Origin of the sequence: Methylocystis sp. (assembly GCF_050251305.1) — a bacterium.
Lineage (GTDB): Bacteria > Pseudomonadota > Alphaproteobacteria > Rhizobiales > Beijerinckiaceae > Methylocystis.
Genome location: NZ_JBFWNB010000015.1, coordinates 37,713 through 61,416 on the forward strand (window position 1 = coordinate 37,713; position 23,704 = coordinate 61,416).

26 protein-coding genes are annotated in these 23,704 nt (G+C 66.1%); 15 read left to right on the top strand and 11 right to left on the bottom strand.

All coding sequences use genetic code 11. The annotated features are described in order from the left end of the window. Positions 1-44 precede the first annotated feature (44 nt). The 4 genes from AB7F41_RS07375 to lspA all read right to left on the bottom strand — a co-directional run bounded on the left by AB7F41_RS07375 (position 45) and on the right by lspA (position 4,115). The gene (locus AB7F41_RS07375; protein WP_428382933.1) at positions 45-1,328 is read right to left on the bottom strand and encodes a M16 family metallopeptidase; all 1,284 of its coding nucleotides are present in this window, start codon (positions 1,326-1,328) and stop codon (positions 45-47) included. An 86-nt stretch (positions 1,329-1,414) separates the two neighbouring features. Further along, positions 1,415-2,743, bottom strand: a complete 1,329-nt coding sequence (locus AB7F41_RS07380; protein WP_428382931.1) for a M16 family metallopeptidase — start codon at positions 2,741-2,743, stop codon at positions 1,415-1,417. A 66-nt stretch (positions 2,744-2,809) separates the two neighbouring features. After that, positions 2,810-3,508 carry a hypothetical protein gene (locus AB7F41_RS07385; protein ID WP_428382929.1) on the bottom strand — a complete coding sequence of 233 codons (699 nt, stop codon included), beginning with the start codon at positions 3,506-3,508 and terminating at the stop codon, positions 2,810-2,812. 100 nt (positions 3,509-3,608) lie between these two features. Next, the gene (gene lspA / locus AB7F41_RS07390) at positions 3,609-4,115 is read right to left on the bottom strand and encodes a signal peptidase II (RefSeq protein ID WP_428382928.1); all 507 of its coding nucleotides are present in this window, start codon (positions 4,113-4,115) and stop codon (positions 3,609-3,611) included. A gap of 239 nt (positions 4,116-4,354) precedes the next feature. Between lspA and groES the strand changes: the two genes are divergently transcribed. Beyond that, positions 4,355-4,642, top strand: a complete 288-nt coding sequence (gene groES / locus AB7F41_RS07395) for a co-chaperone GroES (protein WP_428382926.1) — start codon at positions 4,355-4,357, stop codon at positions 4,640-4,642. A 42-nt stretch (positions 4,643-4,684) separates the two neighbouring features. Next, complete coding sequence (gene groL, locus AB7F41_RS07400; RefSeq protein WP_428382924.1) at positions 4,685-6,319, top strand: chaperonin GroEL; 1,635 nt, start codon at positions 4,685-4,687, stop codon at positions 6,317-6,319. A 110-nt stretch (positions 6,320-6,429) separates the two neighbouring features. Here groL and AB7F41_RS07405 read toward each other — a convergent pair whose 3' ends face one another. Continuing rightward, positions 6,430-6,933: a ferritin-like domain-containing protein gene (locus AB7F41_RS07405; protein ID WP_428382922.1), complete on the bottom strand. Its 504-nt coding sequence runs from the start codon at positions 6,931-6,933 to the stop codon at positions 6,430-6,432. A 272-nt stretch (positions 6,934-7,205) separates the two neighbouring features. On the opposite strand from AB7F41_RS07405, the gene AB7F41_RS07410 reads away from it, so the two are divergent. The 4 genes from AB7F41_RS07410 (at position 7,206) to AB7F41_RS07425 (ending at position 10,444) form a co-directional block, all read left to right on the top strand. Next, positions 7,206-7,352, top strand: a complete 147-nt coding sequence (locus tag AB7F41_RS07410) for an aa3-type cytochrome c oxidase subunit IV (protein ID WP_428382921.1) — start codon at positions 7,206-7,208, stop codon at positions 7,350-7,352. A gap of 72 nt (positions 7,353-7,424) precedes the next feature. Next, positions 7,425-8,552, top strand: a complete 1,128-nt coding sequence (locus tag AB7F41_RS07415) for a Re/Si-specific NAD(P)(+) transhydrogenase subunit alpha (protein ID WP_428382919.1) — start codon at positions 7,425-7,427, stop codon at positions 8,550-8,552. Between the two features lie 37 nt (positions 8,553-8,589). After that, a complete protein-coding gene (locus AB7F41_RS07420; RefSeq protein ID WP_428382917.1) occupies positions 8,590-9,042 on the top strand; it encodes an NAD(P) transhydrogenase subunit alpha in 453 nt (150 codons plus the stop codon). Positions 9,043-9,046: 4 nt separating this feature from the next. Next, positions 9,047-10,444 (top strand): NAD(P)(+) transhydrogenase (Re/Si-specific) subunit beta, encoded by a 1,398-nt coding sequence (locus tag AB7F41_RS07425; protein ID WP_428382916.1) that lies wholly within the window; start codon positions 9,047-9,049, stop codon positions 10,442-10,444. Positions 10,445-10,557: 113 nt separating this feature from the next. On the opposite strand, the gene AB7F41_RS07430 is transcribed toward AB7F41_RS07425, so the two are convergent. Together AB7F41_RS07430 and AB7F41_RS07435 are read right to left on the bottom strand one after the other, a co-directional pair. After that, the gene (locus tag AB7F41_RS07430; protein ID WP_428382915.1) at positions 10,558-13,185 is read right to left on the bottom strand and encodes a TonB-dependent receptor; all 2,628 of its coding nucleotides are present in this window, start codon (positions 13,183-13,185) and stop codon (positions 10,558-10,560) included. Between the two features lie 78 nt (positions 13,186-13,263). After that, positions 13,264-13,638: a hypothetical protein gene (locus tag AB7F41_RS07435; protein ID WP_428382913.1), complete on the bottom strand. Its 375-nt coding sequence runs from the start codon at positions 13,636-13,638 to the stop codon at positions 13,264-13,266. A 700-nt stretch (positions 13,639-14,338) separates the two neighbouring features. Between AB7F41_RS07435 and AB7F41_RS07440 the strand changes: the two genes are divergently transcribed. From AB7F41_RS07440 to AB7F41_RS07475, 8 genes are all read left to right on the top strand, one after another. After that, positions 14,339-14,983 carry a MotA/TolQ/ExbB proton channel family protein gene (locus AB7F41_RS07440; RefSeq protein WP_428382911.1) on the top strand — a complete coding sequence of 215 codons (645 nt, stop codon included), beginning with the start codon at positions 14,339-14,341 and terminating at the stop codon, positions 14,981-14,983. Continuing rightward, positions 14,983-15,501, top strand: a complete 519-nt coding sequence (locus AB7F41_RS07445; RefSeq protein WP_428382909.1) for an ExbD/TolR family protein — start codon at positions 14,983-14,985, stop codon at positions 15,499-15,501. Before AB7F41_RS07440 ends, AB7F41_RS07445 begins: the two co-directional genes overlap by 1 nt. Beyond that, positions 15,498-16,211, top strand: coding sequence for an energy transducer TonB (locus AB7F41_RS07450; protein WP_428382908.1), 714 nt, complete (start codon positions 15,498-15,500; stop codon positions 16,209-16,211). Before AB7F41_RS07445 ends, AB7F41_RS07450 begins: the two co-directional genes overlap by 4 nt. A 60-nt stretch (positions 16,212-16,271) precedes the next feature. After that, on the top strand, positions 16,272-16,739 hold the full coding sequence (locus tag AB7F41_RS07455) for an energy transducer TonB (protein ID WP_428382906.1): 468 nt from the start codon (positions 16,272-16,274) through the stop codon (positions 16,737-16,739). A gap of 56 nt (positions 16,740-16,795) precedes the next feature. Then, positions 16,796-17,317 carry a hypothetical protein gene (locus AB7F41_RS07460; RefSeq protein WP_428382905.1) on the top strand — a complete coding sequence of 174 codons (522 nt, stop codon included), beginning with the start codon at positions 16,796-16,798 and terminating at the stop codon, positions 17,315-17,317. A gap of 69 nt (positions 17,318-17,386) precedes the next feature. After that, a complete protein-coding gene (locus tag AB7F41_RS07465; RefSeq protein ID WP_428382903.1) occupies positions 17,387-17,767 on the top strand; it encodes an energy transducer TonB family protein in 381 nt (126 codons plus the stop codon). 31 nt (positions 17,768-17,798) lie between these two features. Beyond that, positions 17,799-19,091, top strand: a complete 1,293-nt coding sequence (locus tag AB7F41_RS07470) for a sialidase family protein (protein WP_428382901.1) — start codon at positions 17,799-17,801, stop codon at positions 19,089-19,091. Then, positions 19,091-19,597: a TlpA family protein disulfide reductase gene (locus tag AB7F41_RS07475; RefSeq protein ID WP_428382899.1), complete on the top strand. Its 507-nt coding sequence runs from the start codon at positions 19,091-19,093 to the stop codon at positions 19,595-19,597. Before AB7F41_RS07470 ends, AB7F41_RS07475 begins: the two co-directional genes overlap by 1 nt. Before the next feature lie 41 nt (positions 19,598-19,638). On the opposite strand, the gene AB7F41_RS07480 is transcribed toward AB7F41_RS07475, so the two are convergent. Further along, complete coding sequence (locus tag AB7F41_RS07480) at positions 19,639-19,836, bottom strand: twin transmembrane helix small protein (RefSeq protein WP_428382898.1); 198 nt, start codon at positions 19,834-19,836, stop codon at positions 19,639-19,641. Positions 19,837-19,893: 57 nt separating this feature from the next. Continuing rightward, positions 19,894-22,356 (bottom strand): TIGR02302 family protein, encoded by a 2,463-nt coding sequence (locus tag AB7F41_RS07485; protein WP_428382897.1) that lies wholly within the window; start codon positions 22,354-22,356, stop codon positions 19,894-19,896. A 125-nt stretch (positions 22,357-22,481) separates the two neighbouring features. On the opposite strand from AB7F41_RS07485, the gene AB7F41_RS07490 reads away from it, so the two are divergent. After that, positions 22,482-23,024, top strand: a complete 543-nt coding sequence (locus tag AB7F41_RS07490; RefSeq protein WP_428382895.1) for a hypothetical protein — start codon at positions 22,482-22,484, stop codon at positions 23,022-23,024. Between the two features lie 85 nt (positions 23,025-23,109). Here the strand turns inward: AB7F41_RS07490 and AB7F41_RS07495 are convergent, their stop codons facing one another. Both AB7F41_RS07495 and AB7F41_RS07500 read right to left on the bottom strand, forming a co-directional pair. Further along, on the bottom strand, positions 23,110-23,337 hold the full coding sequence (locus AB7F41_RS07495; RefSeq protein WP_428382894.1) for a hypothetical protein: 228 nt from the start codon (positions 23,335-23,337) through the stop codon (positions 23,110-23,112). 30 nt (positions 23,338-23,367) lie between these two features. Further along, complete coding sequence (locus AB7F41_RS07500) at positions 23,368-23,601, bottom strand: plasmid stabilization protein (protein WP_428382892.1); 234 nt, start codon at positions 23,599-23,601, stop codon at positions 23,368-23,370. Between the last annotated feature and the right edge of the window lie 103 nt (positions 23,602-23,704).

Consider the following 23,704-nt stretch of genomic DNA (forward strand, 5'->3'; position numbering starts at 1 on the left):
CTCTTAGCAAGATGCCGACCAGCGGCGGCGCCGTGACCGGCCGCTCACACTCCGGCGGGCTTGCCCACCACCGTCACCAGCAGACCGCCATCGCCCAGGAGACGCTGGGCGCCGCGCCGGCAGGCCTCCATCGTCACGGCGGCGATGCGGCCGTTTCGTTCGTCGAGGAAGCTCGGCTCGAATCCGTCGAGCTGCAGATTGACGAGCTGGCTCGCGATCTTGGTCGACGTGTCGAAACGCAGCGCATAGGAGCCGATGAGGAATTTCTTGGCCTTGTCCAATTCGTCCTCGGTCGGCCCCTCGGCGACGAAGCGCCTGAATTCTTCCTCGATGACGCCGATCGCCTCTCCCGCGCGTTCGTTCTTGGTCGCGGCGGCCCCGATCAGCATCGGGCAATGGTCATATTCGTTGAGATGCGAATAGACCGAATAGGCCATGCCGCGCTTCTCGCGCACTTCGCGGAACAGCCGCGAGGTGAAGGTGCCGCCGCCGAGAATGTGATTGGCGACGACGACGCCGTAATAGTCGGGATCGTGCTTGGTGATCGACGGACGCCCGAAGCGGATCGTCGATTGCGGCACGTCGAGCTCGATGATTTTGCGCAGGCCGACATTGGCGACGTCGATCTGCGGAACGGGCGAGAGATCGTTCTGCAGCGCCAGGCCGCCGAAGGTCGCGTCCAACAGCTCCGAGAGCTGCGTCGCGTCGATCGCGCCGACGACGCCGATCTTGAGATCGCGTTTCGCGAACAGCCGCTCGCGCAAAGCGATGAGGTCTTCGCGCGAAAGCGTGTCGATCGAGGCGAGGTCGCCGCGCACCGGGCGCCCATAGGGATGGTTCGGGAACGCCGCTTCCCGGAACGCTTTCGCCGCCACCGCATCGGGTTCGTTGGCGTCGCGCTTCAATTCGGCGGCGAGCTGGCTGCGCACGCGCGCGACGTCGCCGGCGTCGAGATGCGCGTCGTTGAGCGTCAGCTTCAACAGGCCGAAAGCCTTGTCGACATTGCGCGACAGAGTCTGAAGATGGCCCGAGATCGCGTCGCGATCGGCGCCAAAGCCGAGATGGATCGCGAGTTCGTCGATGGCGCGATGAAAGCCGCGCGCGTCGTAAGGGCCGGCGCCTTCGTCGATCGTCGCGGCGAGCAGCGTCGTGAGTCCGGGCTTGTCCGAAGGATCCTGCGCGGCGCCGCCGCGGATCGCGAATTCGAGCGCGACGAGCGGCACGGCGTGGCTTTCCACAAGCCACGCCTCGAGCCCGCCGGGCGTCGTGATCCGCTGCACATGTTCGGCGCGGGAGGCGATGGTGACGGTAGGCGCGTGAGCGGTCATATGAATTCCTAACGGCGGTCGGCGATCGATGTTCGGCAGTCGGATCGGGCGCCGGCCTCCGCCGACGCCCCGACGCGAGCGCCGTCTCAGGCCGGAAGCAAGAAGCCGGTCACGGCCCTGCGCTTGTCGAGCCATTTGCGCGCGGCGTCCTGCACGTCCCTGGCCGTCACCTTCTCCATGCGGTCGGGCCAGGCGACGACGTCCTCGATGGCGAGTCCGGTGGCGAGCGCCTCGCCATACCAGCGCGCGAGCGAGGCCTGGCTGTCCTGGGCGTAGACGGCGTCGGCGATCAGCCGCGTCTTGGCGCGCTGCAGATGCGCGGCGTCGATCGGATCTTCGGCGAAGCGCCGCAGCACGCGACCCATCGCGTCGTCGAGATCTTCGAGCGATACGTCCGGCGCAGGCGTGGCGTAGACCCACAACCGCGTGTCGTCGACGGCGGAGCCCATGTAATAGGCGCCGGCGCCGACCGCGACCTTCTCCTCGACGACGAGCGTCTCATAGAGCGCGCTCGTCGGCCCGCCGCCGAGCATATAGGCGAGCGTCTCCAGCGCCTCGGCCTCGCCGGGCGCGGCGGTCGTGTAGGACGGCACCAGGAAGACCTGCTCATGCGCCGGCTGCTCGACCTTCTCGTCGCGCAGCGTCACCAGCCGATGGGCGCGATGCGGCGGCTCCTGCGTGCGGGCGCGGCGCGGCGGCGCGGCGCGGGCCGGAATCTTGCCGTAGGTGTCCTTGGCGAGACTTTCGACCGCGGCGGCGTCGACGTCGCCGGCGACGATCAGGATGGCGTTCTCCGGCGTATAGAAGCGCTCGTAATAGGCGAGCGCATGCGCGCGATCGAGCCCTTCGATCTCGTGATTCCAGCCGATAATCGGCGTGCCATAGGGATGATGCGCGAAGAGCGCCGCCTGCACGGCCTCGTCGAGCTGCGCCGCCGGGTCGCTGTCGGTGCGCATGCGGCGCTCTTCGAGCACCACGTCGCGCTCCGGATCGACGACCTCGTCGGTCAACACCAGATTGCGCATGCGGTCCGCCTCGAAGGCCATCAGCGTGGCCAGATGCTCCTTGCCGATGCGCTGGAAGTAAGCCGTGTAATCATAGCTGGTGAAGGCGTTCTCCTGGCCGCCGAGCTCGGCGACGAGGTTGGAGAACTCGCCCTGCGGATGATCTTTCGTGCCCTTGAACATCAGATGTTCAAGAAAATGGGCGATGCCCGACTGGCCGAGCGGATCGTCGGCGGCGCCGTTCTTGTACCAGACCATATGCGTGACGACGGGCGTCCGCGCGTCCGGGATGACGACGACTTCCATGCCGTTGTGGAGCGTGAAGCTCGTGATGCTCGCGCGCGCGGGCTCCGGCGCGGCGGCGCCGGGCGCGAGCGAAGCGACGGCTGACGCCTTCGTCTCAAATGACATTCATCGGCCTTTCCCGCGGCTGCGGCCGCGCATCGGAGAGTAGTTTCTCCTAATATAGGCCGGAAATTAGTTGTTGTCGTTGTCCGACCTTCCGCGCATGAAGCTCGGCATCATCGAACTGAAGCTGGAGATCGCGCCGCCGCCGCGCGTGTCCGGAGCGGCCGCGTTGTAGGCCCCCGAACCGCCGCGCATGTCGGTGGCGCCTGGATTTCCCGACGCGCCGGCGGCGGAATTGTTCGCGCCGCCGCCCCAGGTCAGCGGGTTCCACCAGGTGCTCTTCTTGGCCGGATCCGTACTGCGGAGATTGTTCAGATCCTGCGTCGGGCGGCGGTAGCCGGGCGGCGGCTCCGTCAGCATGATCCGATTCGGCTCCTCGATCGCAGGCCCGGCGGGTTCGCCGCCGGATCCAAACGACATGACGCGCGCAAACATGCCCTGGCGGGGCGCTTCCGGCGGCGCATTGGGCACACGGGCGTAGCGGTTGACGTTCCGGCGTCGTTCTGCGGAGATTTCGGAAGGCCAGCCGTTCGACCGCTCCCCCCGCTCGCGGGGCTGCGGCAATTGGCCAATGCTTGGCGGCAAAACAAGCTTGGGCCGTTCGCTGTAGTCGATCTTCCCGACGCCTTCGTCCGAAGAGGCGCCGACCATCTCCATCATCGTCGTGATCGTGGATTTGTCGTCGCCGGCCAGCGCGGGCGCGGCCTGAATCGCGGCGATGCCGACGAGAACGTGAAAGGCGCGACGCCGCGACTGGGCAAGCTTCATCTATCGGACTCCGTTCAGGCTCCGGTGGTATGCGGCTACATGGCCGCGACTTATTGGCGATTTAGTGGCGAAGGCCCGGTTTCGGCGCGCTGAACCCGGTTCAGGTCTCGGCGCGCCGCTCCTGAGGCAGGAAAAACCCTTCAATGACCAGCAGCGCCACCCCTGCGGTGATAAACACGTCGGCCAGGTTGAACACATAGTTGGCGAGCGGCCCGACCGGCAGGCTGGTGTGCAGATAGAAGAAATCGGCGACCGCGCCGCGCGTGATGCGGTCGGCGGCGTTGCCGAGCGCGCCGCCGATAATGAGGCCGAGCGCCAGCGCCGTGGCGCGGCTTTCGGTGCGCGTCATCCAGACCGCCAGGCCGGCGATGATCGCGCCCTGGACGATCAGCAGCGCAAGGCGGGCCATGGCCTCATGGGCCGGAAACAGCGAATAGGAGACGCCGTAGTTCCAGGAGAGCACCACGTCGAGGAACGGCGCAAGCGTCATCGGCGGACGCGTCGCGACGTCAAAAATATGCAGCATCCAGAATTTATGCGCCTGGTCGAGCGCCAGAGCGGCGAGCGCCGCGGCAAGTCCCCAGGCCCGGGGCGACAGGGCGCGCATTGTGAAGCGTGGCGGCAAACGGCGTCTCCGACGGACGCCGGCAGCAATAAGGCCCGCAGCGGAAAAAGAAAAGTTCGCCGCAGACTTTCCTCTCGCGAACCGCGGCTTGACAGGCGGGGAGGCCGCACCTATTTGCAGGGCGCTTGTTGGCACTCGCCTTTTATGAGTGCCAACAAGCGTTCGCATATCCCTTTTTGGCGGGGCAGACCCCCGTCAGGCCAGAAAAGGAAAGATTCACAATGGCGTTCCGTCCCCTCCACGACCGCGTCGTGGTCAAGCGACTCGAAGGCGAGGAAAAGACCAAAGGCGGCATCATCATTCCGGATTCCGCGAAAGAGAAGCCGCAAGAGGGCAAGGTGGTCTCCGTCGGCCCGGGCGCCCGCGACGAAAACGGCAAGCTGAACCCGCTCGACGTCAAGTCCGGCGATCGCGTGCTGTTCGGCAAATGGTCCGGCACCGAAGTCAAGATCGACGGCGATGACCTGCTCATCATGAAGGAAAGCGACATTCTCGGCATCGTCGACTGACTCGACGCCGCCGTTCGCTTCCAATCTTTAGGAGAATTCTAAATGGCTGCAAAAGACGTCCGTTTCTCGACTGACGCCCGCGACCGCATTCTGCGCGGCGTCGAAATCCTCAACAACGCCGTCAAAGTGACGCTCGGCCCGAAAGGCCGCAATGTCGTCATCGAGAAGTCCTTCGGCGCCCCGCGCATCAGCAAGGACGGGGTCACCGTCGCCAAGGAGATCGAGCTTGCCGACAAGTTCGAGAATCTCGGCGCCCAGCTGGTCCGCGAAGTCGCCTCCAAGCAGAACGACATCGCCGGCGACGGCACGACCACGGCGACGGTTCTCGCCGCTTCGATCGCCCGCGAAGGCTCCAAGGCGGTCGCCGCCGGCCTTAATCCGATGGATCTGAAGCGCGGCGTCGATCTCGCCGTCGAAGCCATCGTCGCCGATCTCAAGCAGCATTCGAAGAAGGTCACGTCGAACGACGAGATCGCCCAGGTCGGCACCATCTCGGCCAATGGCGACAGCTTCATCGGCGAAGAGATCGCCAAGGCGATGCAGAAGGTCGGCAATGAGGGCGTGATCACGGTCGAGGAGGCCAAGAGCCTCGAGACCGAGACCGACATCGTCGAGGGCATGCAGTTCGATCGCGGCTATCTGTCGCCCTACTTCATCACGAACGCCGAGAAGATGATCGCCGAACTCGACGATCCTTATATTCTCATCCACGAGAAGAAGCTTTCGACGCTGCAGCCGCTGCTGCCGATCCTCGAAGCCGTTGTGCAGACCGGCAAGCCGCTGCTCATCGTCGCCGAGGACGTCGAAGGCGAGGCGCTCGCGACGCTGGTCGTCAACAAGCTGCGCGGCGGCCTGAAGATCGCGGCCGTCAAGGCGCCGGGCTTCGGCGATCGTCGCAAGGCGATGCTCGAAGACATCGCCATTCTCACAGGCGGCCAGTTGATCGCCGAGGATCTCGGCATCAAGCTCGAGAATGTCACGCTCAACATGCTCGGCCGCGCCAAGCGCGTGCGCATCGAGAAAGAGAACACGACGATCATCGACGGCGCCGGCGAGAAGAAGGACATCGAGGCCCGCATCGCTCAGATCAAGGGCCAGATCGAAGAGACGACCTCCGACTATGATCGCGAGAAGCTCCAGGAGCGTCTCGCCAAGCTCGCGGGCGGCGTCGCGGTGATCCGCGTCGGCGGCGCGACCGAGGTCGAAGTCAAAGAGAAGAAGGATCGCGTCGACGACGCCCTCAACGCCACCCGCGCGGCGGTCGAGGAAGGCGTGTCGCCGGGCGGCGGCGTGGCGCTGCTGCGCGCGATCAAGGCGCTCGAAGGCGTCAAGGTCGGCAATCCGGATCAGCAGACCGGCGTCGACATCGTCCGCAAGGCGATCCAGGCGCCGGCGCGCCAGATCGTCGACAACGCCGGCGGCGACGGCGCCGTGGTGGTCGGCAAGCTGCTGGAAGCGTCCGAATACGGCTACGGCTTCGACGCGCAGAAGGGCGAATACGGCGATCTGATGAAGCTCGGCATCATCGACCCGACCAAGGTCGTGCGCACCGCGCTGCAGGACGCCGCTTCGATCGCCGGCCTGATCATCACCACCGAGGCGACGATCACCGAAGCGCCGAAGAAGGAAGCCCCGCCGGCGATGCCGGGCGGCGGCATGGGCGGCATGGACTTCTAAGCCGCTCGACAGAGCCCCTATCGAACGAAGCCCCGGACCGAACGTCCGGGGCTTTTTTGTATTGCGCCGCCGGCTGATCGAATGGGCGCCGGGCGCGGCGCATTGTCCTGTCAGGCGGCCTTGCGGTTGATGCGGCCTTCGGCAAGAGACGACAGATTCCTGTCGGCGTTCTTCTCTTCGGCGAGCGTTTCGGACAGCAGCTGCGCACACTCCTCGCGGCCGAGCGCCTTCGCCCAGGCGAACAGCGCGCCGTAGCGCGCGATCGCATAATGCGCGACGGCCTGAGCGCTCGCGATCAGCGCGGCGTCAAGCACGGCTTCGTCGGCGGTTTCGCCGGAGACGTCGTCGGCCTCCTCCAGGATGCCGTCGATCGCCGGGCATTTGACCCCTTTCGGCGTGACGCCCAGGATCTGAAAAACGTTTTCGAGACGGCGCAACCGATCTTCGGTTTCGCCGAGATGCTGCTCAAAAACGTCCTTCAGACGCAGATCGGAAGCTTTCTCCGCCATCCCGGGCAGCGCCTTCAGGATCTGGTTTTCGGCGTCATAGACGTCGCGCAGCGTATGCGTGAACAAGTCGTCGATTGTTTTGATGTCTTTGGAAAAGAGACCCATCTTCCCGCTCCGGGTTCACGATGTCTTGGGGAGCCCTTGCGCCGCAGACGTGCGTTGGAACGCCGCCGCCCGCGCGAATGTTCCGCGCCCGGCGGCGAGAAGCGCCTTGGGTCTGAACGCTCGGGGTTCGGGCAAGGCGCGCCGCCATTCCTGCGCGTCGGGGCGCCGCAGGCGCCGGCGCGCGGCGGGCGTTGCCCTGCGGCTCGCGCTCGTTTAGCATCAGCTTCGCGCGCGGGGTCACGCGCGCGTCAGCAAGAATCGGGAGGAGCGAAATGGCGAGCATCCGCACGCCGATGGAATCGAACGGCGATTGGGCCGAGCACGTAAGGACTTACAAGACTTTTTTGTTGCTGCTGAAGATCACGGCGGCGAGCACAGCGGCGCTGCTGCTCGGGTTGTTTTTCTTCGTCGCGCGCTAAGGTCGCCTTCCGCCAACTTAACCGCTGGCGGCGACGCTGGCGGCGACGGTTTTCCCGCAACCGGAGTTCGTCATGCGCATCGCCGTACTGGCTGAAACGGATAAATCCGAGCCGCGCGTCGCGGCCACACCCGAGACCGTCAAGAAATTCGTCGGGCTCGGCGCCGATGTCGCGGTCGAGGCCGGGGCGGGCGCCGCCGCTGGCTTCTCGGACAATGACTACGCCGCGGCCGGCGCGACGATCGCCAACGACGCCGGGGCGGCGCTGGCAGGCGCCGACATCGCGCTGCGCGTGCGGCGTCCCTCGGCGGCGGAGTTGCCGGGCGCGAAACAAAATCTCGCGATCATCGCGATCATGGATCCTTTCGGCGCCGGCGCTCAGCTCGCCGAACTGGCCAGGACCGGGGCGATCGCCTTCGCCATGGAGTTCATGCCGCGCATCACCCGCGCGCAGTCCATGGACGTTCTGTCGTCACAGGCCAATCTCGCCGGCTACCGGGCGGTCATCGACGCAATGGCCGAATATGGCCGCTCCTTTCCGATGATGATGACCGCCGCCGGCACCGTCCCGGCGGCGAAAGTTTTTATCATGGGCGTCGGCGTCGCCGGTCTGCAGGCGATCGCCACGGCGCGGCGCATGGGCGCGATCGTCACCGCCACCGACGTGCGGCCGGCGACCAAGGAGCAGGTCGAATCGCTCGGCGCGAAATTCATCGCCGTCGAGAACGAAGAGTTCAAACAGGCCGAAACCTCCGGCGGCTACGCCAAGGAAATGTCGCCTGAATATCAAAAGGCGCAGGCCGAACTCGTCGCGTCGCACATCGCCAAGCAGGACGTCGTCATCACCACCGCGCTGATCCCCGGCCGGCCCGCGCCCAAGCTGGTTTCGGCGGAGATGGTGCGTTCGATGCGTCCCGGTTCGGTGATCGTCGATCTCGCGGCGGAGCGCGGCGGCAATTGCGAATTGACGAAGCCCGGCGAAACATGCGTCGTCGACGGCGTGAAGATCGTCGGCGCGCTCAATCTCGCCGGGCGCATGGCGTCGACCGCGTCGAGCCTCTACGCCAAAAACCTGCTGGCCTTCATCGAGACGCTGGTCTCGAAGGAGACGAAGCAGCTCGCCATCAATTGGGAAGACGAACTGGTGAAGGCGACCGCGCTCACGCGCGACGGCGCCGTCACCGACGAGCGTTTCAAATAACCGCCTGCGCGCACATCAAACAAAGGGGCGTTAAGCGATGACCGACTCTACGCAACAATTGCTCGAGAAGGCGCAGGCGGCGGCCGAGGCCGCCCGCCATCTCGCCGAACAGGCGCAACAGTATTCCGACGAACTCGCGCATACGGCCGCCGCCGCCGCGGCGCATGGGCTCGCCGGCGGCGCGATCGATCCCTTCGTCTTTCGCGTGGCGATCTTCGCAATGGCCGTGTTCGTCGGCTATTACGTCGTCTGGTCGGTGACCCCGGCGCTGCATACGCCGCTGATGTCGGTCACCAACGCCATTTCCTCCGTCATCATCGTCGGCGCGCTGCTCGCCGCCGGCGTCGAAGGCACGACCCCCGCAGAGGCGTCCGGTTCGTGGTGGGCCAACGCGTTCGGCTTCGTCGCGGTCATTCTCGCCAGCGTGAACATTTTCGGCGGCTTCCTCGTCACCGAACGCATGCTCTCCATGTACAAGAAGAAGGGCTGACGCCATGAGCGCCAATATCGCAGCCCTCCTCTATCTCGTCGCCGGCGTTCTCTTCATCCTTGCGCTGCGCGGCCTTTCTTCGCCCGCCACCTCTCGCGAGGGCAATCGCTACGGCATGATCGGCATGGCGATCGCCGTGGCGACCACGCTGCTGACGCATTTTCCCTCCTTCGGCGGCCTGCTGATGATCGTGATCGGCGTCGCCATCGGCGGCGGCGCCGGCGCCTTCATCGCCCAGCGCATCCCGATGACGAAAATGCCGGAGCTCGTCGCGGGCTTCCACGCGCTCGTCGGCTTGGCGGCTGTGCTGGTGGCGGGCGGCGCCTTCTTCGCCCCGCGCGCCTTCGGCATCGGCGACGCGAATGAGATCCACGCCGGCAGTCTCGTCGAAATGTCGCTCGGCGCGGCGATCGGCGCGATCACCTTCACCGGATCGATCATCGCCTATCTGAAGCTGTCCGAACGCATGACCGGCAAGCCGATCCTGCTGCCGGAGCGCCACACCATCAACATCATGCTCGGCGTCGCGATGCTGGCGCTGACCGCGCTCTTCGTCGGCACGCAGAGCGGCGCCTGGCTGTTCCTGCTGATCCTCGCCGCGCTGGTGCTGGGCGTGACGCTGATCATTCCGATCGGCGGCGCCGACATGCCCGTGGTCGTCTCCATGCTCAACTCCTATTCGGGTTGGGCGGCGGCGGGCATCGGCTTCACGCTCGGCAATCTGGCGCTGATCATCACCGGCGCGCTCGTCGGTTCGTCCGGCGCGATCCTCTCCTACATCATGTGCAAGGGGATGAACCGCAGCTTCATCTCGGTGATCCTCGGCGGCTTTGGCGGCGAGGTGGCCGGCCCTGCAGGCGGCAAGGAGACGCGCAACGTCAAGCAGGGCTCGGCGGAGGACGCCGCCTATATCATGCAGAACGCCGGCAAGATCATCATCGTGCCGGGCTACGGCATGGCGGTCGCGCAGGCGCAGCATGCGCTGCGCGAAATGGCCGACATCCTCAAGGGGGAAGGCGTCGAGATCAAATACGCCATCCACCCGGTCGCCGGCCGCATGCCAGGCCATATGAACGTGCTGCTCGCCGAGGCCAATGTCCCTTACGACGAAGTGTTCGAACTCGAAGACATCAATTCGGAGTTCGGACAGGCTGACGTCGCCTTCGTCATCGGCGCGAACGACGTGACCAATCCCGCGGCCAAGACCGACAAGACCTCGGCGATCTACGGCATGCCGATCCTCGACGTGGAAAAGGCGAAGACGGTTCTGTTCCTAAAACGCGGCATGGGCTCAGGCTACGCCGGCGTCGAGAACGAGCTGTTCTTCCGGCCCAACACGATGATGCTGTTCGGCGACGCCAAGAAAACGGTCGAGTCGATCGTCAAATCGCTGGCGCACTAAGCCTCTTCATCATCGCCGAACAAAACGCCCGGGAGCATCCTCCCGGGCGTTTTTGCGTGGTCGCTGCGCGATGGAACAGGGCCAAGATAGTCGCCCCAGGCAGGGGCGCGCCGCTACTCGAAATTCCAGGCGACGGGCTGGAACCAGGAGCCGACGTCAGGCCAGCCGCCTTCGTTCCCCGTATAGAACAGGCCTGGCTCGCCCTTGGTCTCGCCGAACTGATAGCGGCCGGCGACATAGAAGGTTCTCTGCGGAAACGGATGGAACAGGAAGTACCGATAATTGCCGATGTTGTCGACGCCGAAGTCGCAGGAGAACCGATCGTTCCATTTGTAATGGATCTTCGTGTCGACGACGAAGAACGGATCGAAGGCGAAATAGATTCCATAGGCGCGGTCATTGTTCGCCAGGGTGCGCCAGAGCTTGCTCTGATACCGGCCGGCGAGCGTGAACGCCCAATGGTCGTCGGGCCGATAGGTGAAAGCGAGCGTTCCGCGCCATTCCGGAACGTTCGGCACAGTCTTGCCGGCGACGGACGTCGCCCAGGGGAACTCAAAGTTCGACCTGTTCGGCGCCCAGGTCGGATCGGAGATGACCCGCGCATTGAGCCAGGTGGCGCTGCCGAGCACCTCGAGCCCTCTGAGGTAGAAATTGTCCTTCTGGAACGCCACTTCGACGCCGCTGTTGCGAATGCGTTCGACATTGGTCGGCGTTTGCACCAGCTGCGCGGCGGAGCCGGGCACGGACACCAGCTGGTTGATGATGGCGTCGCGCACCTCTTCATCGAAAAATGAAATGCGCGCGGCTCCGTCGGGTCCAAGCTTTCGCTCGATCATCAGCTCTTTGCTGAGCGCCGATTCCGGACGCAGATTTGGATTGGGGTTGGTCGCGACGCCGTTCACGCCCACGGTCGCGAGGTTATAGAGCTCGCGCACGGTGGGAAAACGGTTCGCCATGCCGATCGAACCGACGGCACGCCAATCGTCGTCGTATTTATATTCGAGCGATCCCTTGGGGGAGAAACGCGTGCTGTAGAGATTCGGCTGATAGATCGGCAGCCAGGAAAATGTCGAGCCGGTCAGCCCGGTCCCAAAATTGTTGACGCCAGCCGCCTGATTATAACCGTCCGACGCCGTCCAGTGCTCTCCGCGAAGACCGGCGGTGAACTTCAGGTCGGGAGCGAGATAGAAGGCGTCCTGGAACCAGAGCGCCTGCGTGCGCGTCGTGCCCTGAGCGATGGTGACCGCGGCGCCGGTGCTTGCGTCCGTCCCGGCGGTCCAATTCGTCGTCAGCCAGACCGGGTTGTTCAGATGGAATTGGTCGCCGTGCACGCCGAAGGAGATATCGTGGCCCTGCAATATTCCTTCTGGCGGCCGCAGGATTCCTTTCGCGTCGAAAAGCGTCCAATAGGTGCCGGTGAAGGACGTATCGCGCCCTGTCTGGGTATAGCCGCCGAAAGGCACGGCGGCGGACCAGGGCGAGATCTGATCGGACTGCAGATAGGTGAAATTGGACGCCGAAACCTCGAAGTCGAACGGACCGCCGCTGTTCGAACGAACCGCAGCCGCGTTGACCATGATCTTTTCCTGGACCCGGTAGCGGCCTTGCGTTCCGAAGTTCTGAAGAACGGAGTTGCTGAGCGCCGGCGACGGCGCATTGTTGACGCTGGACGCCGACGTCGTCACGCCCCAATAAGGGCCGGCGCCCGCGTAAAGATAGTTCTCCGGATACGACTGGCCGTCGTTCGACCAAAATCCGAATGTGTAGGTGCCGCGGATCGTATTGGTGAAGTCATAGGCGAATTTGAGTTTCGCATTGACCTGATCGTTGGCGAGATTGCCTGTGGAGCCGATGACGTTGGCGAATGCGGTGCCGTAGACGTTTGTCGCAATATAGCCGCCGGGGTAGAAGTTGGACGTCGTGACATAGGTCAGCGGCTGCTGCGATCCGCGCTGCCAATTGCCGGAGACCGTCCACGAAAAGTCGCCGACCCTGTCGCCGACGAAGAAGCTCGAGACGTTATTGACGAAGCCTCTCGACGTGCCCCACTGCGAGAAATCCTGCACCGTCGTCGTGTTCTTGACCGAGACTTCGAGCTTTTCGGGCATGCGCGTCGTGATCTTCAGAACGCCGCCCATCGAGTTGCCGGGATATTGGGCCGAGAAAGGCCCGTAGAGGAAATCGACGCGGTCGATTTCCTCCGGCGCGACCAGGCCCCAGCGCGGCGCGCCGATCGTATTGTCATTGCCGATGAGCGCCGTCAGCAGCAGATCGTCGGCGTAAACGAGACTGCGCGCCGACGACGAGACGCCCCAGGTGCGGGTCTGCAAAACCGCCTGGGTGTCGCCGCTGTTGCGCTTGCGCACGAACAGGCTCGGCATGTATCTGACCGCGTCTTCCGTATCGACGATGTTGATCTGGCGCTCGATCTGCTTGCGCGTGATGCTCGCGACGGTATTGGGCAACTGCCACTTTTGGACGAAGGCGGGCTTGCCGTCGGGAAGCGTGGCCGCCCAGATCGACGGCGCCGCAGGCGCCGGGCCGGGCGCCGGCGCCACATTCGTCGTGGACGCAGGGCCCGCGACGCGTTCGACTCCGCGCCGTGCGCCGCGGCGCTGGCCGCCGACGTCGATCGTCGGCAGCGATTGCTGCGCAGCAGCGGGCGCGACGCAGAGTTCGGAAAACGCAAAGAGAGCGAGAGCGCCGGCGGAGACGCCGCGCAGGAGCGAATGGCGAGACATGTCGAGTAGTTCCTTCTGGCGCCGGTCAAGACGGCGCGCCTGAATCCAGCGGCTCTCGCCGCCATGCGTTATGATCGATCAGGCGAAGGCGGGCGGGCCACGCGCGGGGGCGCTGCGGTTGAGGCGAATTGTAACGAGCGCCTGCGCCGGCGGCGCCCGTGGCGAGAAGCGATATTCCAGGCTGCGGATCGCGAAAAGATCGTCCGCCGGCGGCAGCGTGGTCCAGCCGAGTTCGCAGAGGGCGCAAGAGCACGCCTCTCGATCCATGTCGTCCGGGGGCGCCTGGTCCGATTGGCCCGGCGCGAGGGGCGATGCGGCCGCCAGCAAATGGCAGTTTGCAATCGGGCCGTTAGACGCCGCGACAGCGCTCGACGCCAGCGACGCGCAGGGCGAGGCGAGCGTCGCGATAAGCGCAAGGAGCGCGAGGACAGCGGCGAGTCGACGAGAGTGCATTGGCGAGACCGCGCGCCGTTAACCGCAACGGCTGCGTTCGCGCATGTGAACCGCTAATCTGGGATTCTCCAAGCATCTGCGCGTTGTCAAAGATTAAAAAATCAACTAAGAGACATTTATGTCACAGTTGCGCGCCATGCGTCGGGGGTACCGCGCGGCTTCTGCCGTCGCAGCCGTTTGCGCGCTGATTTTTTCCCTTCTTTTGTCTGGCGCCGCGCGACCGTCCTACGCATTCGTCGAGCGGATCGACGTCGCCTGCGATCATTCCGCGTATCACGACGGACAAGATTCAGCGGTTGCGCAGAGGCCGACCGAAGCGCGCCGCCACGGCGCGCCGGCGCGCTCCGGTCATAAATGTCCCGACTGTTGTCTGGCGGCTCATGCAGGCTCGGCCGTGCTGCCCGAACGCGTCGCCTGGGTGACGCAGCCCGACGCAGAGCGGTCCGCTGAGATCCGTCACAGCGTGGTCGCGACGCCGCCGCCAGAAAGTTTCGCCTCGAGCGCCGCAAATGGCGCGCGCGCGCCGCCTTCGATCTAAATTCCCGGATTTGCGTCGGACTCGCTTGCGCAAAGCGCCGAGTCCGATTGCGGCATTCGCCGCTTGAGCGGCGCTCATCTCGCGACGACACAATAAAATCAAAACTGACGCTCGGCCTGCGCGGTCGCCGCAAGCGCGTCCTAAAGAAAACGAGTGAGTGAAATGGATTACAACACGCTTTCCCCTCTCGCCATGTTCCTGAACGCCGGTCCCGTCGGCAAGGCCGTCATGGCGCTGTTGCTGCTCGCGTCGATCTGGACATGGGTGCTCATCGTCGAAGGCGTGGTGGCCGTCACCCGCATCGCCAAATCGGCGCGCTCCGCCCGCGCGGGCGGAGACGTCGGCGTTCTCGCGCCGGTGGCGCAGGCCGGGCGCGAAGCTTTTGCGCTCGATCTCCCGGACGAGACGATCGGCGACAAGCGCGCGCGCATCGCCGACCATATGAGCCGCTCGGCGCGCGAGTTCCTGACCAAGGCGGAAGGCGGCCTGCCGAACCTCGCGGTGATCTCGTCGGTCGCGCCCTTCGTCGGCCTCTTCGGCACCGTCTGGGGAATTATGACGAGCTTTGCCGGCATCGCCCAGTCGCAGGACACGAGCCTCGCGGTCGTCGCCCCCGGCATCGCTGAAGCGCTTGCGGCCACGGCCTACGGCCTTGCCGCCGCCATCCCGGCCTCGGTCGGCTACAACCGCATCGGCGCCGCCTTCGCGCGCGTCGGCCAGCAGGTCGCCCATTACATCGAGGACGAGTCGCTGCTTATGTGCAGCGGCCATCAGTCGCGTTCGCGTCGCGAGCGGGAGGCGGCCTAATGGGAATGCCCTCTCGTCAGCGCCAGAGCGCAACCGACGGCCTCTATCAGCCGCTCGCCGAAATCAACGTGACGCCGCTCGTCGACGTCATGCTGGTGCTGCTCATCATCTTCATGGTGACCGCGCCATTGCTCGCCAAGGGCGTCAAGGTGAACCTGCCGCAGGCGAGCGCCGCAGCGCCGATCAATCAAAAGGATCCGATCGTCGTGACGGTCGGCAAGGAAGGCAAGATCGCGCTCGGCGCCGATGAAACGACGCCGGAGGCGCTCATCGACGGCATCAAGGTGATGATGGGCGACGACCAGACGCGGGTGGTCCATATCCGCGGCGACACCGAGGCGGTCTATGGCGAGGTCGTCGCAGTGATGGATCGGCTCGCGACCAATGGCATCACCCATATCGCGATCATGACCAACTCGCGCAGCAAGACCGGCCTCGCCACCAAGGGCGGCCCCGGCCGCGCCGCGCCTGCCGCAGCCGCCGCTCCGGCGGCCGCGCCAGCGGAGGCGCCAAAATGACGGATCTTGCGCTCAGTCCGCAAGATATGGCGCGAGAGGGCGATCGTCCGCCTGGACCCGAGCCGGTCAAGCCGGGATGGCTGCGCTCGGCGACGACCGCCGCCGTCGTCGCCGCCCATGTGATCGTCTTCGCGATTCTCGCCTATGCGCCGAAGCCGAAGACCGTGTCGCTCGATTCGATCAGCATGGACCTCGTGCAGGAAGGCGACTTCTTCGAGCAGGAGGAAGTGGCGGAGGCCGACGACACGCCTCCGCCAGAGGCTGTCGAGGAGCCGGAGATCGCGCTTCCGCCGCCGCTGGTGATGGCGCCCGACGCGGTGCCTTTGCCCGCCAAGAAGGAAGACGTCGACAAGGTCAAAAAGAAGGTCGAGCAGCAGCAGGTGCAGCGCGCGCAGCAGCGTCAGCAGGCTCAGACGCGCCGGCGCTACGGCGCGCCTGAGGGACACGCCGCCAGTTCGGGCGCGTCCCAGGCCACCTGTCTTGCGCACGTCGCCGCAGCGCTGCGCCGGCATACGCCGGGCTCCACCAGCCTCGGTCCTGGCCATGCGAATGTGACCTTCCACGTCAATCCGGGCGGCGGGTTGTCGGGCATTTCCGCGTCGGGATCGACGCCGGGACATGCGGCGCTGGCGCGACGGATCGTGTCGTCGTCCCGCGGTCCAAGCATGTGCGGCGCGGCGCATGTCAGCCAGGCGTTCGCCTTCCACTGACGCAAACGGCGGCGGGCGCGACGCGCCTGCCGCCTGCGAACATCCAGAACATTTGGGGGCATGATGAAGCTCGCGCGATTGCTCACCCTCGCCGCGGCGCTTGCCGCATGCGCCGCGCGCGCCGAGGACGCCAAACCGACGCCGACCCCGGCGCAGTCAACCGCGCCGACCAAGACAGTCACGCCGGCGCGCCCCGCGGCGCCAAAACCCGCCGCGCCCGCGTCACCGCAAGGAACCACCGCACCTGCCGCCGCTCCGGCGATGTCGGAGAGCAAGTTCCTCGGCGTGCTCTACACAGCGATCGCCAGGCGAACGCCGTCGGAAAGTCCGGCCGGCGACGGCGAGGTGACGGCCAGTTTCCACGTGAACGCCCAGGGTAAGATCGACAAGGTGACGATCGACAAGACGACCAGCCCAGCGCTCGCCGAAACAGTGAAGAAGATCCTGTCGGGCGTGCAAGCGCCGTCGCCGCCCGGCGGATCCATGGATGTCGGTCAAACTTTCAAATTCCGCGCGACGCCGAAGTGACCACGGCCGCGCCCCGCGCGTCTGCGCAGGAAACAGGCTTTTTGTAGGAGGGAGAGATGCGGCATATTTCTCGACTGACGCTCGGTCTTTCGGCGCTGGCGTTCGCCTTCGGCGCAAGCGGACCGGCGCGCGCGCTCGACGAGGCGACAAAGCCGAAAACCGAAGAAAGCGCAGAACAAAAGCGCGACGAAAGCAAGGACTCCAAGCGCGAAGACAAGGCCGAGACGCGCGAAGACAAGGCCGGCGCAAAGAACGAAAAGAAGGCGAAGGCGGCGCGCGGCGACAAATCAGCCGAGAAATCGACGGACAAGAAGAAGAACCGCGCCGACAACGCCGCCTATTTGCGCAAGCTCGGCCAACTCATCCGCGCGCGCTCGCCGGGCGCGACGAACCTCGGCGAGGGAAGCGCTGTCGTTCGCTTTCGTCTCGGCGCCTCGGGCGCGCCCAACAGCGTCGCCGTCGTTTCGGCGTCGACGCCGCGGCATGGCCAGCTGGCGCGCTCCATCGTCTCGGGCATGCGGGCGCCGCCGCCGCCAGGCGGCTCCTACGACGGCGTGCAGAATTTCAGATTCCACTAGAGACGCGTGGCGTCCCTCCACGGCTGAGGCGATGAATAGGAGAGAGGGATGAAGCGCAAGGCGGAAAGAATGCGTCGCCCTCTCTTCTGGCCATGCACGCTCGCGCTGCTCGTCGTCGGAAGCGGCGTCGCCTCAACGGGCGCTGCGGCGGCGCGCAACATGTCCCCGGCGCGCGCCGCCTATGCCGCGCACGTTGGGGAAATATTGCGCGGTCGAGTCTCCCTGGAGGTCTCGTCGCGTTTTTTCCGGATGGAGTCGCCACGCATGGGACCGGGCTATGCGCGCGTCTTGTTCATGATTGACTCGTCTGGACAGGTGACAAACGTTAGAGTGGTCAACGCAAGCAGCGACGCGCACGCGCTGAAGGCGGAAAAGATCTTATTCGGCTTGCGCCTGCCGCCGCCCCCCGAGGGCGGCTTTGCGGCCCGGCAGGATTTCAACTTCCAATGATGACGCCGCCGCGATGAAATGGGGAGGAAGAATGAAGCGTCTCGCTCTTGCCCTGCTGGCGTTGGTTGGATCTGGCGCCGCAAGCGCGCAGCAAGGCCCGGCCCCCGCAAACGCCACAACGGACCCGGCGCCGGCGGCCCAGGCGGCGTCGCATGCCGCGATGGCCCATCATCACCCTGCCCCCGCTTGCGCCGAGGCGAAGGTCGACTGCGCGGCGACCGCGGTTCCCGCCTTCGCCAGGGATGGGCGGCTGTGGGTCGCCTTCTCCGTCGGCAAGACCGTTTACGCCGCCGCCAGCTCGGATAACGGCAAAACGTTCTCCGCCCCCGCGGCGATCGCGACGACGGCCGACGGCGTCATCGACGCGCATGGCGACGCGCGCCCGAAGATCACGCCGCTCAATGACGGAAGCCTGCTCGTGACCTATACGACGCGGCCCGACAAGCAGATGATCGGCACGATCTTCACGGCGCGCTCGACCGACGGCGGCAAGACCTTTTCGACGCCGCAGCCGCTTCTGACCGAAGGCGGCCAGCGCTTCGACGCCATCGTCGTCAACCGCAAAGGCCGCATCTACGCCGGCTGGCTCGACAAGACGCACGCGCTCAAAGCCAAGGCCGAAGGCCAGGAGTTCCTGGGGAGCGGCGTCGCCTTCGCCTATTCGGACGACGGCGGCAGGACGTTCAACGGCAAGTCGATCCTGATCGATCACGCCTGCGAATGCTGCCGCATGGCGGGCGCGCTCGATGCCGACGGAACGCCGGTGTTCGCCTGGCGCCAAGTGTTGGACGGCAATATTCGCGACCATATGGTCGCGAAACTCAACGCCGACGCCAGTCAGGCGACGGCGACACGCGTGTCGGACGACGACTGGGCGATCAACAGCTGCCCGCACCACGGTCCATCGCTCGCCATCGATGCGTCCGGCGCATGGCACGTCGTCTGGTTCACCAAGGGCAACAAACGGCAGGGCCTGTTCTACGCCCGCAGCCTCGACGGGGGCAAAAGCTTCTCCGAGCCGGAGAAATTCGGCGACGACGCGCATGCGCCGGGACATCCGACCTTGATCGCGGCGAAGGACCGCCTCTATCGCGTCTGGAAGGAGTTCGACGGAACGACGACGACGATCGCGATGCAGATGTCGCGCGACAAAGGCAAAAGCTGGAGCGCGCCGCGCGCGATCGCGGAAACGTCCGACGCCTCCGACCATCCCGAACTGATCGCCCATAAGGGCGCGGCCTATCTGTCGTGGCTGACCCATAAGGAAGGCTATCGGCTGTCGCCTCTGCCTCGGGACGAGAAAAGGGCGGCGGCGACGCAGTAATGCGGGATCTGCTTCATCGCTTCGGCCGGCTGACGCCTCTCGCCGCTCTTGTCGTCCTCGCGCTCGCCGCGAGCGGCGCGGCCGCGTTCGACTTCAAACCCTATGGCCGCGGCGCCTTCGCCCAATTGGCCAAGGCGCACGCCGGCAGGCCGCTCCTCGTGCATTTCTGGTCGGTGACCTGTCCGCCCTGCCTGGTGGAGCTGCCGCAATGGGCGAAGCTCATCGACGCGCACAAGGGCGTCGACGTCGTCCTGGTCAACACGGATGGCGACGAGGACCGTAGCCGCGCGCAAGCCCGCATCGAAAAGGCCGGGCTCGCCAACGCCGATCATTACGGCTTCGCCGACGATTTCGTCGAGAAGCTCTATTTCGAAGCCGACAGCGCGTGGCGCGGAGAACTGCCTTTCACGGCGCTCGTCGCGCCGGACGGCGGCGTCATGACGGTGACGGGCGCGGTCGACGATCCGCTGATCGTCGCATGGCTGGCGAAGCGCGCCGGCAAGTGAACGCGCCGGCAAGTGAGCGCGCGCGCCGTCACGAGGGACGATCAGCGGCCGCGCGCGTAGAGCACGCCGAGCACGATGAGGAGCGCCAGCAACTGCAGGCCGACGCGCCAGCGCATGAGCATCTGCGAGCGGGCCGGCGCGCCCTGGCCGCCGCGAAACATGTTGATGAAGCCGGCGACGACGACCAGCGCCACCGCCGCAACGGCGACAATGACCAACAGATTTGAATAACTTGGCATGAGCGGCGCTTCTCCTCTCGTGCGCTGTAGAGAAGCGCGCGCCTCGCGGCAAGGCGTTTATCGCCGCAGCAGGCGCTGCAGATAATCGAGCTCTTCCTGCGGACGCTCGGGCTGGCCGAGCCTGCGGCGCAGCTCTTCCTGCAGGCGATGCGCGCGCTGGGCCGGCGGAAGGCCGAGAGGATCGTATTTTCCATAAAGATCGGGACGATTGCCGTCGCCCGACGCGCGCCCGAGCGGGTCGCGGCCGCGGCCGCGGCGTCCCCGCCGACCAGGGCTTCCCCCCTCTTCCTCGGCGCTTTCGTCGCCTTCGCCGCGCATCTGCTGCGCCAGCCTGTCGGCGCCTTTGCGCAACGCCTGGACGGCGCGGCCCTGCGCGTCGACGGCCCGGCCGCGTCCTTCTCCGGACTTGCCGAGCGCTGCTTCCGCCTCCTTCATCGCCCGACGCGCCTCGTCGAGCTCTTCGCCGCCTTCAACGCCGCCCTCCCGCAGCGCGTCCTGCTGGCGCTCGAGCCTTTCGCGCAGCGCCTGCTGACGCCGACGCTCGGCGCTGAACTGCTCGTTCTGACCGTTTTGCCGATGGTCGCGCCCGGCGCGCGGCTCCATATCCTCGGGCGCGTTCATCCCCTGGAAGGTGTCGTCGCGCAATTGCTGCTCCTCGCGCGACAGCTGGTCGAGTTCGTTGAGCGCGCGCCCCATTTCGCGGCCGCGCCCCCGATGCTGACCCGCGCCCTGCGCCGTCTGCACATTTTCGAGGATGTCCTGGAGTTCATCCAGGAGCCGTTGCGCCTGCGCCATGTCGCCCGCCTTCATGGCCCTGTTCATCTCATCGAGCATCGACTGCAACTCGTCCGGGGTGACGGTGTCGGGGCCGCTCTGCGACTCCTGCAGCGGCGATCCCGGCGGCGGCAGACGGGCGCCGAGCTGTTGCAGGAATTTGTCGAGCGCGGCGCGCAGCTCCTCGGCGCGGCGCGCGATCTCCTCCTCGCCGTCGCCGCGCGCGATCGCGTCTCTCAATTCGCGCTCCGCGGCGCGGAGGTCGCGCTCCGCCTGCGAAATATCGCCTTCCTCCAGGCTCAGCGCCATCGTCCACAGCATTTCGGAGACGCCGCGCAACTCATCGTCGCTGCGCGGCCCTTCGAGGCCGCGGCGCGCCTCGCGCAGACCGAGGTGGATGGCGGACGGCGTGTCGAAGGCTTCGGGCGCGATCGACAGCGCCTCCAGCGCGGCGCGCACATTGGCGCGAGATTCGGGATCGAGCGCGAGACTCCGTCTCTGTTCGGCAAGCGCGCGGGCGAACGGTTTGAGGAAGCGGCGCTGCGGCAGAACCACAACGACCGGCTCCGACGCGCCTTCATTGTCGGCGGCGTCCTTGGCGACGAGGCGCATCGCCAGCTTCGCGCCGCCGAACGGACTGTCGGAAAGATCGATCGTCGCCTTGGCCTCGCCCTGTCCGCCGCCGCCTGGCGGCAGCGCGAGCGCAAGGCGCGGCGGCTCGTAAAGCGCGCGCCGCCCGCCGGACGGCCTGGTGAAGACGGCTTCGGCGCTGACGACTCCGTAATCATCCGTGGCGCGGAACGCCAATGTCATCGAGCCGCGCGCATTGTTGCGCGGCTTTTCGGTCAGCGCGATGGTCGGGGGCCGGTCGGGAATCGCAACGAGATCGAAGCGGCGGCCGTCCGACAGCGACAATTGCGCGGCGCCCGTGAGTTTGAACGCCTGTTCTTTCGGCGCGTCCTTCTCGGCGCCGTCGCCGGTCTGCTGCGCGGCGACAAGTTCGCCGGAGACGGAGACCCCGGCGTCCGGCGGGCGGATGCGCAGCGTGGAGTTGACGGGCGCTTCGATCGGCGCCTCGCCTTCCTTCGCAAGCACGATCGGCGGACGGCCGGTGTAGGCCGGCGGTTCGAGCCAGGCGTCGACGCGCGCAGCGGCCCCGAAATTGGCGGCGGCGCGCCAGTCAAAGGCGGCGGCGACGCGGCTCCCCTTATCGTCGCCGGCGGCGAATCCCGCCGCGACCGCCGCGACGAGCGCAAGCGCCCGCAGCGCATAGGGGTCGCGCCGCGGCGCCTGCGGATCCGGCGCCGCGACGGGCGTGTTCGCCAGCGCGGCCTCCAGACGCCGACGATGCAGCGCCCACAGCGCTTCGACGCCGTCGTCGGCGTTTGGACTGGCGAGCCGGTCCTCGAGCGACGACGCGGGACGCAGGGCGGCGTCGGCGCCGCGGTCCAGCCGCGCCAACGCGGCCGAACGGTGCGGCCAGCCGCGCGCAATTTCCCGGGCGACGACATAAAGCGCGGCGAAACCGAAGAGCGCCACCCCGCCGATACGCGCTTCGAGCGGCGCCGACTCCCAGACCCCCAGCCAGGAAAGCGTCAGGAAGAACAAGACGATCGTGGCGAGCGCCAGACCGGCGCGCCAGACGCGCTCCGCAAGGATCGCGAGGGCCGACTGGCGAAGCATCGACTCCAGGCGCCGCGACGGCTGCTTCCCTGAAGGCGACCCCTGATGCTGAAGCTCGTCCATTCAATCTCCGAAAGACACGCCGACCTACAATGGCGATTTCACTGGCCCCAAACAATCTTGGCCATAGAAAACGGTCCTTTTCAGCGCATTGGCGCATCGCGGGCGGAGCGCGGTAACATGCTGCAATGAACCGCAAACTTAAGGGCGGCGTCGCCGGCGACGTCATTTCGCCCCCTATCGTCGATCTCGCGCTTCTGCCGGCGCCCGTCGCCAGGATCCGCGACAAGATTCTCGCCGCTTGCGAGACGGGCGACGTCGAGGCGCTGCGCATTCCGATCGACTGGAACGAGACGCGCCCGCTGTTCGCCAAGAGCGGCGCGTTCAAGGCCGGAACCGATCCGATCGAGATTTTGAAGGCGCTTTCCTTCGACCGCAAGGGCCGCGAAACGATTTCGCTGATCCGCGCCATTTTCTCGCAGCCCTTCGTCAAGATCGTCCGCGGACCGACGACGCTCTATGAATGGCCGGCGTTCGCGCGCCATCCGCAGACCCCGGCAGACGAAACTGAGGCGTCCGCAAGATGGGCGTCGGCAAGGTGGGCCTCGGCAAGGTGGCGCTGCGTGCGTTTCGCCGACCTGCCGCGCTCCAACGCCGAAGGCAGGCCGCATGCGACGCGCATCGGAATCGCCGCCGATGGCGTGTGGCACTATTTCTGGACCGAAGACTGACAACGCTCATCGGCGCGTCAGAAAGGACCACGCGCGCCGCGCCCGGTCCCGGCGCGCAGCCCGCCGCCGGCTGCGCGTTGAGAGATCAGATTTCGCGCTTCTGCTCATGCGGCGCCGCATGTACGCGACCCTTGTCTTCGGCGCGTTTCAGCTCTTTCGCCTCGTCGCCTTCGATCGCCCGCTCGGCGTCTTTCGCCGCCTTGTCGACCTTGCCGCTTTGGGCGAATTTTTTGGCGGCCTCGTTATACTGTCTGGCGGCGGTGCGGCTGCCCTCGCCTTCGTTCTTCGGCTGAACATGCTTCTGCGCGGTCATGGCGTTCTCCTCGAGGTTTGCGGCGACGCATCAGCTGGCGCGTCGTTCGCCGCCTTTGCCGTCCTTGCTTGCCGCCGTATCGCCGGCCTTTGCGCCCCGACCCGACCCCGATTTCTTGCCGCCGCCGTCTTCCTTATTGACGGTCGCCCAGGCGCGGCGCTCGGCTTCCTTCTCGGATAGGCCGCGCTTCTCGTAACTTTCCTCGATGTGCTCGGCCTTGCGTTTCTGCTTGTCGGTATAGGCCGACTTGTCTCCCTGCGGCATGGCTCATCTCCTGACGCGCGCGATTGGGCGCGCAATTTCGGAATGAGCGACTAACCCGGGGCGCCGCCGCAATGTTCCGCCGCGTCGCGCAAACTTTGAAGAA

Bases quoted from the DNA above. Each gene is read 5' to 3' on its own strand.
- AB7F41_RS07375 (WP_428382933.1), bottom strand. From the start codon at position 1,328: ATGACCGCTCACGCGCCTACCGTCACCATCGCCTCCCGCGCCGAACAT.
- AB7F41_RS07495 (WP_428382894.1), bottom strand. From the start codon at position 23,337: ATGACCGCGCAGAAGCATGTTCAGCCGAAGAACGAAGGCGAGGGCAGC.
- lspA (WP_428382928.1), bottom strand. From the start codon at position 4,115: ATGCGCGCCCTGTCGCCCCGGGCCTGGGGACTTGCCGCGGCGCTCGCC.
- AB7F41_RS07485 (WP_428382897.1), bottom strand. From the start codon at position 22,356: ATGGACGAGCTTCAGCATCAGGGGTCGCCTTCAGGGAAGCAGCCGTCG.
- AB7F41_RS07480 (WP_428382898.1), bottom strand. From the start codon at position 19,836: ATGCCAAGTTATTCAAATCTGTTGGTCATTGTCGCCGTTGCGGCGGTG.
- AB7F41_RS07450 (WP_428382908.1), top strand. From the start codon at position 15,498: ATGACGGATCTTGCGCTCAGTCCGCAAGATATGGCGCGAGAGGGCGAT.
- AB7F41_RS07465 (WP_428382903.1), top strand. From the start codon at position 17,387: ATGCGTCGCCCTCTCTTCTGGCCATGCACGCTCGCGCTGCTCGTCGTC.
- AB7F41_RS07405 (WP_428382922.1), bottom strand. From the start codon at position 6,933: ATGGGTCTCTTTTCCAAAGACATCAAAACAATCGACGACTTGTTCACG.
- groL (WP_428382924.1), top strand. From the start codon at position 4,685: ATGGCTGCAAAAGACGTCCGTTTCTCGACTGACGCCCGCGACCGCATT.
- AB7F41_RS07410 (WP_428382921.1), top strand. From the start codon at position 7,206: ATGGCGAGCATCCGCACGCCGATGGAATCGAACGGCGATTGGGCCGAG.
- AB7F41_RS07385 (WP_428382929.1), bottom strand. From the start codon at position 3,508: ATGAAGCTTGCCCAGTCGCGGCGTCGCGCCTTTCACGTTCTCGTCGGC.
- AB7F41_RS07460 (WP_428382905.1), top strand. From the start codon at position 16,796: ATGCGGCATATTTCTCGACTGACGCTCGGTCTTTCGGCGCTGGCGTTC.
- AB7F41_RS07425 (WP_428382916.1), top strand. From the start codon at position 9,047: ATGAGCGCCAATATCGCAGCCCTCCTCTATCTCGTCGCCGGCGTTCTC.
- AB7F41_RS07380 (WP_428382931.1), bottom strand. From the start codon at position 2,743: ATGTCATTTGAGACGAAGGCGTCAGCCGTCGCTTCGCTCGCGCCCGGC.
- AB7F41_RS07470 (WP_428382901.1), top strand. From the start codon at position 17,799: ATGAAGCGTCTCGCTCTTGCCCTGCTGGCGTTGGTTGGATCTGGCGCC.
- AB7F41_RS07440 (WP_428382911.1), top strand. From the start codon at position 14,339: ATGGATTACAACACGCTTTCCCCTCTCGCCATGTTCCTGAACGCCGGT.
- AB7F41_RS07420 (WP_428382917.1), top strand. From the start codon at position 8,590: ATGACCGACTCTACGCAACAATTGCTCGAGAAGGCGCAGGCGGCGGCC.
- AB7F41_RS07430 (WP_428382915.1), bottom strand. From the start codon at position 13,185: ATGTCTCGCCATTCGCTCCTGCGCGGCGTCTCCGCCGGCGCTCTCGCT.
- AB7F41_RS07475 (WP_428382899.1), top strand. From the start codon at position 19,091: ATGCGGGATCTGCTTCATCGCTTCGGCCGGCTGACGCCTCTCGCCGCT.
- AB7F41_RS07445 (WP_428382909.1), top strand. From the start codon at position 14,983: ATGGGAATGCCCTCTCGTCAGCGCCAGAGCGCAACCGACGGCCTCTAT.
- groES (WP_428382926.1), top strand. From the start codon at position 4,355: ATGGCGTTCCGTCCCCTCCACGACCGCGTCGTGGTCAAGCGACTCGAA.
- AB7F41_RS07455 (WP_428382906.1), top strand. From the start codon at position 16,272: ATGATGAAGCTCGCGCGATTGCTCACCCTCGCCGCGGCGCTTGCCGCA.
- AB7F41_RS07500 (WP_428382892.1), bottom strand. From the start codon at position 23,601: ATGCCGCAGGGAGACAAGTCGGCCTATACCGACAAGCAGAAACGCAAG.
- AB7F41_RS07415 (WP_428382919.1), top strand. From the start codon at position 7,425: ATGCGCATCGCCGTACTGGCTGAAACGGATAAATCCGAGCCGCGCGTC.
- AB7F41_RS07435 (WP_428382913.1), bottom strand. From the start codon at position 13,638: ATGCACTCTCGTCGACTCGCCGCTGTCCTCGCGCTCCTTGCGCTTATC.
- AB7F41_RS07490 (WP_428382895.1), top strand. From the start codon at position 22,482: ATGAACCGCAAACTTAAGGGCGGCGTCGCCGGCGACGTCATTTCGCCC.